Here is a 10,715-nt window from a genome sequence, read left to right on the forward strand (position 1 = left end):
GCCTTTTACAAGTTTAGTTGTTGGCCCTGACTCGCATCACCAGAGCCTTTTACAAGTTTAGTTGTTAGCCCTGACTCGCATCACCGGAGCTTTTTACAAGTTTAGTTGTTGGCCCTGACTCGCATCACCAGAGCCTTTTACAAGTTTAGTTGTTAGCCCTGACTCGCATCACCTGAGCCTCTTGCAAGTTTAGTTGTTGGTATTAATGCGCATCACTAGAGTTACTTGCTTGTCTGTTATAACGCTTGAATAGTCATACATCTTTTTATCCAGATACAAAATAATATCCTGCATTGCCTGCTGATTCGAAAAGAGTAGACAAAGTTGGCTATCCTGTTGTTTATTGGAAGACCTATCATACAATAACAAATAACGTTTCAGCTTGACTAGTGACATTGGACAACGCATTTTTTGTAAATCTAAAATCTCCATCTCAAATAATCATCCTATTCTGTAAAATTTAAACCATGTCACCTTGCCAATAAGTACGTTCAAACTGATATTTTGTAAAAATGCTAATATTATGATGACTATACCCATGTTACTTCAAAATACTTTGTCAGGCGCAAGGTCGAAGACCAGAGCAAGACGCAATATGAGGTATCATGGGTATAAAGGGCAGCTAAGCCTGTCATAGATAATTAAGATAAACTAATTTTTTAATATTAGCGCGTTAATACAGTACTTTTTACCTCAGTCAACGATCTTAGACAATCATCACTTGCAATAAAGTGGTGATTGTTTATGCTTTTATTATATTTTTATGTTGAGTAGCTATAGTGTTGAACAAGTATCTGCTTCTTGCACTTTATTTTTTCCTTTCTTTTTTTCCCGGTATTGCAAACTCAAGCAATTCTCTTCCGGAAATTGGTACAGTGGGTGCCGCTACATTAAGCATAGAAAAAGAGCAGGAATATGGTTGGGCCTTTCGATTAATGGCAAATCAAAGTCTGCCAATTATCCATGATCCGGTTCTTAACCAGTATATCAATGAACTGGGTCAAAGCTTAGTTTCCCATTCAGAATCCGTGAGAATGCCATTTAATTTTTTCCTGATAGAGGATAATGAGATTAATGCAGCTGCATTTTTAGGCGGTAACGTAAAAATTCATACGGGGCTGTTCTTATATGCCAAGAATGAGAGTGAACTTGCGAGCGTCATCGCCCATGAAATAGCACACATCACCCAACGTCATCTTGCCCGTATGCTCGAACAACAATCAAGCAGTACTCCGACATCACTTGCTGCAATGGCGGGCTCTATTTTACTTACCTTAGTCTCTCCCGCTGCGGGTATGGCAGCTTTAACAACAACCATGGCAGTGTCGATCCAGTCACAAATTAATTATACTCGAACACATGAATATGAAGCCGACAGAATTGGTATAAAAACCTTAGTGGATGCGGGTTACGACCCCAATGGTATGGCCCAATTTTTTGGCAAGCTTGCTGAAAAATATAAGTATGCCAGCCTGCCTCCGCAAATGTTATCAACTCACCCGCTACCTGAAGCGCGTTTATCTGAAGCGCGTTTACGGGCGAGTCAATACAAGACAAAAAACATTACTAATAGCTTAGATTATCAGCTTAGTAAAGTACGTATTACCGTCCGCTTTAGTAGTATCAACCCCACATCGACCATTGATTTATATGAAAGTCAGCTCAAAAATAAAAAATATGAAATCAAAGAAGCCGCTTTGTATGGCCTTGCTCTGGCATATTTTGAAAATAAAAATTTTTTACAAGCACAAGATATTGTTAATGATTTATTAAAAACACAATCTGCTAACCTGTTCTATATAGACTTGGCAACGGATACGGCACTCGCTTTAAATAAGGCCGATGAAATTATAGAAAGGCTACAGCAGTTATATAAAAAGTCGCCTGGCAATCCAGTTTATACCATTAACTTAGTTGCCGCACTGCAGGAGGATAAACGCTATAGCGACGCTGAAAAGATTCTTGAACTCTTTATCCGCTCTCATCCTCAGCATATTTTGGCCCGAATAATCGCCATTGATCTTTATAGATTGTTAAATAATCGCGCTAAGGAACACGCGAGTAAAGCCCAATATTTGGCCTTGCAGGGACGCTTTAGGGGAGCAATCCAAGAGGTCGGCAATGCACTTATTTACACGAAAAATCCGTTAGACAAAGCAAGGTACGCGGCAATGATGGCGGGTTATCAAAAAGATAATTTACGTTTACAGGCATTAACAAAATAATACAGAAATCAGTCTCTAAAAGATAACCCCAATACAAAAAATTGGGGTTATCTTTTTTTTAGAAATTTAAATTTATCCCGTTGTTGTCACTCACCAATTGATTAGCAAAACCATTACCTATTGAAATACCTAAACGTTTAGTTAATTTTTCAATAGCAGAGGGTTGTACAGAATAATCTACAATATTTTCAGCTTTAACAACCTCTCGGGCAACAAAGCCAGGGCTTCCTAAACCATCAATTAAACCCAGCGCTAAGGCTTGCTCTCCATTCCAAATCAAACCGGAAAACAGCTCTGCTTTATTCGAATTAAGGCGATCGCCTCGTCCGATTTTAACAACCTTAATAAACTGCTGGTGAGTCACATCCAACACTTCCTGCCAAAAATCTCGTTCGGATTCTTTGCTGGGTGAAAACGGATCTAAAAACCCTTTATGTTCGCCAGAGGTATAGTGGCGACGTTCAATCCCGACTTTCTTCATCAGCTCAACAAAACCAAAACTGGATGCTGTCACCCCAATCGACCCCACAAGACTCGCTTTGTCCGCGTATATCTGGTCAGCTGCGGCTGCAATATAATAACTGCCTGATGCACCTAATTCAGCAATAACGGCATACAATTTTTTGTCCGGGTATAAAAGACGCAGACGTTGTATTTCATCGAAGACGTAACCTGCCTGAACGGGACTACCGCCAGGGCTATTGATCACTAACATAACTGCTTGACTGAACTCATTTTTAAATGCCGCACGTAAACCTGTGACAATGGAATTCGCATTCGCCTCTTTATCTGCAGCAATAGCCCCCTTTATTTGTACCATAGCGGTGTGCGGCTCTTTTTGTTGATCACTTAATAGATTCGTTTGCGCATTAAAAAATAAAAAAACTGCGCCAAACAGATACAAAAAAGTTAATGATTTAAAGAAAATACCCCAACGCCGCGTTTTTTTCTGCTCTGCGAAATTTTCCTTAATAAAGGCTTTTATCCAGCCGTCTTCAGTCTGTGTTTTATTTTCCATTTTATATACCTTGTTTGTAGGTTAAGGATGATTAAATGATTGTAAGATCACTGCCCAGCCCCCCTAAAATATTGAGATCAGCAGGTCAAAATCTAATGCAATTCCAAACACATTTAAAGGGTTTTATTTACCGTTAGCGACAACCCATTTTTTCAATGCCGTTATATCCTTTGGAAATTCAGATTTAATTAACTCCACCCAATCATCAATATTATCCCACCAGGCAGGAAGATCCGGTGATTGAAGTTGTTGGGCAATTCCCTGTATTCGCTTTAAGCCCACGGAGCCTGCAGCTCCCTTGATTTTATGCGCTTCATTTACAATACCTTTTTGATCCTTGGCAATCATATTAGAATCCAAAATTTCAAGGTATTCCGGCAGTAATTTTTCAAATAAAACGATATTCTCTAAAATCACTGGCGTTGGTAAAAACGCCATTAATTCTAAAAGCATTTCTTGATCAAACAAGGTATTAGTCTGTTGCACCCTTTGCTGAATTTTTAATACCGAATCCGTTTTTTGATGCTTATCTGCAGGGACAAATAATTTTTGAATCATCGAATTAAAAGAGTTCACACTAAGCGGTTTACCCAATGCGCCATCCATTCCCTGATCTAGAAACCCCTTACTGTCGGCAAATACGTTAGCGGTCAGGGCCACAATAGGAGGCAGCTTATGTCCGTGTATTTCACGTAATTTTTGAGTGACCTGATAACCATTCATATCGGGTAGTTGAATATCCATCAGGATCAATTGATAGGTATTATGTGCAAACTTGTTCAGTGCCTGCGCACCATTGATAGCACTATCAACTTTATGACCGAGTTTTTCTAATAACGATGTTGCGACCAAAATATTCAGCTCGATATCTTCCACAAGTAAAATAGAAAGCTTGGGTAGATTATATTTTATTTGTTGCTCTTGATGTTCTTTTGCCGGGAAATTCACCGCTAAGGTCAGCTTAAAAGTACTACCTTCACCAAGTTTACTCTTTACGCTTATAACGCCTCCCATTGCCTGCGCAATTTTAGAGGTGACAGCAAGCCCTATCCCCGTCCCGGTAGCAAATGTATTACCTTCAACCTGATAGTACATTGCAAAAATTTTATCGAGTTGATCCTCAGGGATACCAATGCCTGAATCTTCAACCTCAAAACACAGCTCAACCTGATTCCGATTGAGCGGATAACAGCTACAGCGGATCGTTATCGTTCCTGTTTGAGTGAACTTTACTGCATTGCTGAGCAAGTTCCATAAAACCTGCCTTAAACGGGTATCATCTGTTTCAATAGTGTCCGGAAAATCGCCACATTGCTCAAACTTGAATGTTAATCCTTTCTGCTCAGTCTGAATAAAAGTCAAACTTTTTAAATCACCAATAAAATCCAACATATTGATATTATTAGTAGCCAACTTCAAACGGTTACGATCTAATTTATCCAAGTTGATAATATCACTGAAGATATTGCCCAAACTAATGGCGCTGATATGAATGGTTTTAAGATATTTCATCTGTTCACTGGTCAGCTGCTCATCTAATAACATGCGGCTTAAGCCTACTATACCGTTTAAAGGGGTACGCAACTCGTGACCAATTGAAGAAATAAAATCGGTTTTGTCGCGAATATTTTTGTCGATAGATTCTTGATGCTTTTTACGCTCGGTTATATCCCGACCAAAACCAATAATACCAATACACACGGACTCACTGTTAAAGAGCGGCAAGGTCCTCACTTCAAAATAAGCCTTTTTCCCGTTCGGAAAATGTAACCAATGCTCATGAATTTGTTCTTTTTGTTGTTTCTTCACGGTTTGATCACGCACCACAGCCTGATGTGCATAATCCTCAGGAAACAAATCAAAGGGGGTTAAACCAATAAGTTCTTTTTCTGTTTTACCCGTGAGCATCTCCGTCGCTTTATTACAGCTGACAAAACGACTTTTTAAATCTCTGTGAAAGACCAAATCAGGAGAGGTATTCAGGAATGATTTTAATAAACTGGCGGCTTCGACCAATTTCTGCTGGCTTGTTTTACGCTCAATAATTTCTTTTTCTAACTCGTGAGTTTTGAGCCGCTCTTTTTGGCGCATCTCCTTAAGAGTCGCGACTGTATTATCTAAATGAGCCCTGGCTTCCTCCAGATCCCCAACAACAACGGTCAAAAAATACACCGCCCAGGGTGTTATTAAAAGCCCGATTAATATTGAACGGGAAGCACCGGCAATGCTTAAGGGCTCATCAAAATAAATTGTAAGGAGTATTTGTAACGCGGAGTCAGCACTTATAATTGCCACGGCAAGTAACAAACTAAAACGCAAGACCCCTAAGCGTTTCAGTAATGCAACATAATAATACACCCAGGTTTTAAGGTTAAATAGGCTCAAATTGACTCCAGTTAAATAGATAGATAACGCCTCATTTTGGTCCCGGAAATTAATAAAGGTTGAGCTTTCCGCATGAGGTGTATTGACTCTCCATTCTATACTCAACCACTTAAAGATACAGAAATTAATAAGCCGGAAAACAGAATAAACCCGGCAACTTCCCTTTTCAAATATGACTTTACTTCTGCGCGGCATGAAAATGACAACATACACTTGTTTGCAAACTGAAGATAACTATAACAACACTTAAATAACAGACTGAGCACAGAATTAAAATAGGCAGAATTTATCCAAACACGCCTTGTTTTTGGTCATTAAAGTAAACCTTTTCATTTCATGGTTTTTAATTCTGCGTAACAAGTCTATAATGCTCGCTTTTAATTTCTATATTTTAATACATGCTGTTGCATGTTTACTGGAGTTTTTTCTAATGGCAATGCCAGATATCGCAAATAGTGCACAAGCTCAAACTGAAGGTAAACTAGATCGGGTTGGAATGAGTAATATTGAGTTACCTATTATGGTTCAAACCGATGATTGCCCTCCACAACAAGTAAGTGCAAATGCCGAAGTATTTGTTAATCTTGGTGACCCCCAAGCAAAAGGCATTCATATGTCTCGCTTATATCTCCAACTTGATGAACTTTCGACAGAGTCTGAATTAAATATCAGTACATTAACAACTTTACTCCAGGGTTTTATCACCAGCCACCATGAATTAAGTCAGCGCGCTTTTGTTAAATTTTCATTTGACTATCATCTGCGTCGTAAGTCATTAATTAGCGAAAAACGGGGCTGGAAGGCTTACCCTGTCATTATTATCGGCCAACTGTTCGAGGGTAACTTTGAAGTTGAGCTGCAGGTAGACGTGCCTTATTCCTCTACTTGCCCTTGCTCTGCGGCGTTAGCAAGGCAACTTATCCAGAAAGCTTTTTCTCAAAAATATGAGCAACAAACTGAAATCAGCAAAGATGAGATAGTTGCATGGTTGGGCTCCACAAAAGGTATTGTTGCCACCCCGCATAGCCAACGCAGTATCGTTGAAGTAAAAGTTAAACTCAATTCATTAAACCAATCTTTCCCCATTATTGAGTTAATTGATTTAATTGAAAAGACCCTAAAAACACCGGTACAGGCAGCAGTAAAAAGAGAAGATGAGCAGGAATTTGCTCTTTTAAACGGTCAGAATTTAATGTTTTGTGAAGATGCGGCGAGACACTTACAACACTCGCTCCACCAAGAAACTAAATTTGATGATTTTTGGTTACGAGTAAACCATTATGAAAGCTTACATGCCCATGATGCCGTAGCAATGACAACGAAAGGTATTAAAGGTGGTTACTCGGCTTAAAAATATACCCATGTTACTTCAAAATGCTTTGTCAGGCGCCAGATATTCGATCAGAGCAAGACGCAACATGACCTTTCGAGCGATTAACTGCGTTAATCCTCTAGCGGTAGATGTAAATGGTTATTCCCTTTTCGATGGGTGCAACGCAGCGCTGGTTTTCGACCTTGCGCCCCGTAGGGCAAGGAAAATTGCATCTGAAGTATCATGGGTATAAGTCGAGCATTACGTCTTTAAATGGGAGCTTCGGCTTCCATTTAAAATTAACAATCAGATTAATCTACGCCGCTGCAATATTTTCCTGCCATTACTTCGTTATCCAAGCCAGCGTCAACTTCAGCCATTAATTTAAAGCTTACTTGCAGTCCCTTTGATAAAAATAATAAACTGGACACCACCGTATAGTGCCGCACACGGGGATAACTGTACGGCAATTGACTGCTTGCAAAAGGCACCTCTGCGGTGCATAGAATGCACCCAATTCCATTAATTAACTTCCCATGTCGATTCAATCTCTTTAACAGAGTGTTTGCACTCCCTCTCGATCACGAATAAAAATATTCCACACTCGGCTACATTCATTAATAGCAAAGAAATAATTAAATTGTAAAAAAGCATAAATGCTTCAATTGTTGATTTAAATGGATATTCCCACCTTTTAATTAAGATCGAAATTTAATTTATTGTGGTATTAGGCCCTTTGGTAAGCATTTTATTTTACCTAAAAAAATAAAACACCGAACGTTTCCACGTTCAGTGTTTTATATACCATCAGGATATCCGTTAGCTAGAAAGCTAAGGTGAACTCAGCCCAAAATTCAGCATTCTCATCCAAATGTGCTGCAACGCCTACATTTTCAGCTAACTCATAACCGATGTCGACTGTGCCTTTAAATTCCTTAACGTTGACACCTTTCAGAGCATAAAGATATTGTGGCGTAGCGCCAATCCAAAACAGATCCGAGACGGCATAACGTGCAGACACTTCAACGTCTAAATAGGTAGTAGTATTAATATCATTGCCCCACATCATGCCAAGCTTCAAAGCGGGATAAAGAGTAATTTTCTCATTACTTAATGGCACTTTTTTAATCACACCGAAAGCCGTCTTATCGACAGAATCCCCCTTATAGTCATAACTCCAAGTACTATCAACTAAAAAACCGCTATTGTTACGGCTATTGAAGGCTATATAATTCAGGTTGTAATAATCTAAATCATGTTTTGCTTCCAGGGTTAACTGATGTTTCATTTGCCAGCCTAAATAACCTGCAAATGATCCAAATACATCAACGCCCTCGGTTCCACCACCAATACCGGCACTAGAGTAAACCGCAGTAGGATCCGCGAAATCCACACCACGATATTGAGTTGGTGCTGCCTGTTGCGCGGCGGCTTGACCTGCAAAAACACAAAATAAGGCGCTACTTAAGCGCTTTATTTTTTTAATTTTAAACATTTTACTTATCTCCATATAAATAAATTGAACAAACGTTTACCACGTTTAATTACAGTGTATTTACCAAATAATGCAGCGGATTTTTGTAAAATGGCTTCGCTATCGGTTTGTTTTTCGCCATTAATACTGACCGCACCATTTTTAGTAAATTCTCGCGCCATTTTATTCGATTTGGCTAGCTCACAACTGGTTAATAATTCAATCAATGGTTTTTCTGTCCCTTCAACAAAGGTTGTGGGTAAACCATCCTGCGCAAGTTGTGCCAGATCCGATTCATCCAATGCGCTTAAATCGCCAGAAAACAAAGCTTCGGTGATGCGTTGGGCTGACCCTAAACCTTGTTCACCGTGAACCAACCGGGTGACCTGCTGAGCCAAAATATTTTGCCCTTCGGGACGGCCTTGAATGATTTTATCATTTTCTTCAATCGCAGCAATTTCTTCAACGGATAAGAAAGTAAAGTAGGCAAGAAATTTGTAAACATCCGCATCTAACGTTGTTATCCAGAATTGGAAGAATGCATAGGGTGATGTTTTCGCGGCATCAAGCCAGATCGTGCCCGCTTCAGTCTTGCCAAATTTTGTACCATCTGATTTAGTGACTAAAGGTAGCGTCAAACCGAATACTTTTTCCTGATTCATGCGCCGTGTTAAATCAATACCGCCGGTTATATTTCCCCATTGATCCGAACCACCAATCTGCAGAGAACAACCATTGGCTTTATTCAAAGCGGCAAAATCATAAGATTGTAATAGCATATAAGTAAATTCAGTAAATGACATACCCGAACCATCACGATCAATACGCTGTTTAACGGATTCTTTTTGAATCATGGCATTAACACTAAAATGTTTACCAACATCACGCAAAAAGGAAATAGTATCCATTTTGCCAATCCAATCAAGGTTATTAACAACCTCGGCCGAATTTTCCTGATCACCAAATTCGATAAAAGCACTGACTTGGCCTTTTATTTTTTCCGCCCAATCTGCAACAACATCATCGGTATTTAGTTTACGCTCCACCGCTTTAAAGCTTGGGTCGCCAATCAATCCGGTTGCGCCACCGACCAAAGCTAATGGCTTGTGACCCGCGTCCTGGAAACGTTTCAATGTGACTAGTGGTACTAAACTTCCGATATGCAGGCTGTCTGCAGTCGGATCAAATCCACAATAAAGTGTTTTGCAGCCACTTGATAAATGTTCATGTAATTCTTCATCCGCAGTCATTTGCGCGATTAATCCCCGCGCTTGTAAATCTTCAAGTAGAGCATTCATTTATTTACTTCCTGATCGTTAAGAATCCAATATTTTATGCCAAGATATTACACATTTAAGAGACACAAAAAAACCATAGAGTGCGGATATAAGGCAGTTTATGTTAGCATTGCCGCTATTTTTTAATGACAAAGAGCAGAACAGATGAAAATAGGCATTATTGGTGCGATGGATGAAGAAGTTAGCATCCTTAAAGCGAAGTTAAATAACATGGAAACAACGGTTATTGCTGGTTGTGAATTTTACCAGGGTGAATTAAATGGTAAACAGGTTATCTTAACCAAATCAGGCATAGGTAAAGTTGCCGCTGCGGTAGCTACAACACTGTTACTGGAAAGATTTAACCCGAGTAAGGTCATCAATACGGGTTCCGCAGGGGGTTATGATACAACGCTTAATGTCGGCGATATTGTGATATCAACAGAAGTACGTTTTCATGATGTCGATTTAACTGCATTTGGTTATGAAATTGGCCAAATGGCGCAATTGCCTGCCGCTTTTCCAGCAGATAAAAACCTGATTGTCGCCGCACAAAAAGCCGCTGACGCTATTACTCATTTAAAAACCATTCAGGGATTAATTTGTACTGGTGATATTTTTATGGCGGATCCGACCAAAGCCGAAATAGCACGTTTTAATTTCCCAACGATGGCTGCATGTGAAATGGAAGCTGCGGCCATAGCACAGGTTTGTTACCAGTTTAAAGTGCCTTTTGTGATCATCCGTTCACTCTCGGATATTGCCGGTAAAAAATCAGAATTGTCCTTTGAGCAATATCTGCCGATTGCCGCTAAAAATGCATCAATACTTGTTGAAGAAATTATCAATAACTTAAACTAGTTTTTACTGTTTTTATTCGCTTTCTTATACATACAAAAAAGGCCCTAATCTGTTACCAGAGAAGGGCCTTAATATTTCATATCCTACTTATACAGTAGGCAAGTAAATTATTTAATTGCTAACAATTCAACTTCAAATACTAATGTTGCGTCACGAGTGATAG

At 39.4% G+C, this 10,715-nt stretch carries 8 protein-coding genes; 3 read left to right on the forward strand and 5 right to left on the reverse strand.

What is annotated here, in order from left to right; all coding sequences use genetic code 11:
* Positions 1–189: 189 nt before the first annotated feature.
* Positions 190–432, reverse strand: a complete 243-nt coding sequence (locus CXF72_RS02705) for a sulfurtransferase TusA family protein (RefSeq protein ID WP_101036736.1) — start codon at positions 430–432, stop codon at positions 190–192.
* 347 nt (positions 433–779) lie between these two features.
* On the opposite strand from CXF72_RS02705, the gene CXF72_RS02710 reads away from it, so the two are divergent.
* The gene (locus CXF72_RS02710; RefSeq protein WP_101036738.1) at positions 780–2,225 is read left to right on the forward strand and encodes a beta-barrel assembly-enhancing protease; all 1,446 of its coding nucleotides are present in this window, start codon (positions 780–782) and stop codon (positions 2,223–2,225) included.
* Between the two features lie 58 nt (positions 2,226–2,283).
* Here the strand turns inward: CXF72_RS02710 and CXF72_RS02715 are convergent, their stop codons facing one another.
* Both CXF72_RS02715 and arcB read right to left on the reverse strand, forming a co-directional pair.
* Complete coding sequence (locus CXF72_RS02715; protein ID WP_101036740.1) at positions 2,284–3,243, reverse strand: S49 family peptidase; 960 nt, start codon at positions 3,241–3,243, stop codon at positions 2,284–2,286.
* 123 nt (positions 3,244–3,366) lie between these two features.
* Positions 3,367–5,628 (reverse strand): aerobic respiration two-component sensor histidine kinase ArcB, encoded by a 2,262-nt coding sequence (gene arcB / locus CXF72_RS02720; RefSeq protein WP_101036742.1) that lies wholly within the window; start codon positions 5,626–5,628, stop codon positions 3,367–3,369.
* Positions 5,629–6,058: 430 nt separating this feature from the next.
* On the opposite strand from arcB, the gene folE2 reads away from it, so the two are divergent.
* Complete coding sequence (folE2, locus tag CXF72_RS02725; RefSeq protein ID WP_101036743.1) at positions 6,059–6,979, forward strand: GTP cyclohydrolase FolE2; 921 nt, start codon at positions 6,059–6,061, stop codon at positions 6,977–6,979.
* Positions 6,980–7,763: 784 nt separating this feature from the next.
* Here the strand turns inward: folE2 and CXF72_RS02735 are convergent.
* A complete protein-coding gene (locus tag CXF72_RS02735; protein ID WP_101036747.1) occupies positions 7,764–8,435 on the reverse strand; it encodes a hypothetical protein in 672 nt (223 codons plus the stop codon).
* Positions 8,436–8,440: 5 nt separating this feature from the next.
* On the reverse strand, positions 8,441–9,712 hold the full coding sequence (gene tyrS / locus CXF72_RS02740) for a tyrosine--tRNA ligase (protein WP_101036748.1): 1,272 nt from the start codon (positions 9,710–9,712) through the stop codon (positions 8,441–8,443).
* A 144-nt stretch (positions 9,713–9,856) separates the two neighbouring features.
* On the opposite strand from tyrS, the gene mtnN reads away from it, so the two are divergent.
* Positions 9,857–10,552: a 5'-methylthioadenosine/S-adenosylhomocysteine nucleosidase gene (mtnN, locus tag CXF72_RS02745; RefSeq protein WP_101036751.1), complete on the forward strand. Its 696-nt coding sequence runs from the start codon at positions 9,857–9,859 to the stop codon at positions 10,550–10,552.
* The last annotated feature ends 163 nt before the right edge of the window (positions 10,553–10,715 follow it).

This window comes from Psychromonas sp. MB-3u-54 (genome assembly GCF_002836415.1).
Classification (GTDB): domain Bacteria; phylum Pseudomonadota; class Gammaproteobacteria; order Enterobacterales; family Psychromonadaceae; genus Psychromonas.

Excerpts from the sequence above, each read along its gene's own strand:
- CXF72_RS02705 (WP_101036736.1), bottom strand. The coding sequence starts at position 432 with ATGGAGATTTTAGATTTACAAAAAATGCGTTGTCCAATGTCACTAGTC.
- CXF72_RS02735 (WP_101036747.1), bottom strand. The coding sequence starts at position 8,435 with ATGTTTAAAATTAAAAAAATAAAGCGCTTAAGTAGCGCCTTATTTTGT.
- folE2 (WP_101036743.1), top strand. The coding sequence starts at position 6,059 with ATGGCAATGCCAGATATCGCAAATAGTGCACAAGCTCAAACTGAAGGT.
- tyrS (WP_101036748.1), bottom strand. The coding sequence starts at position 9,712 with ATGAATGCTCTACTTGAAGATTTACAAGCGCGGGGATTAATCGCGCAA.
- CXF72_RS02715 (WP_101036740.1), bottom strand. The coding sequence starts at position 3,243 with ATGGAAAATAAAACACAGACTGAAGACGGCTGGATAAAAGCCTTTATT.
- mtnN (WP_101036751.1), top strand. The coding sequence starts at position 9,857 with ATGAAAATAGGCATTATTGGTGCGATGGATGAAGAAGTTAGCATCCTT.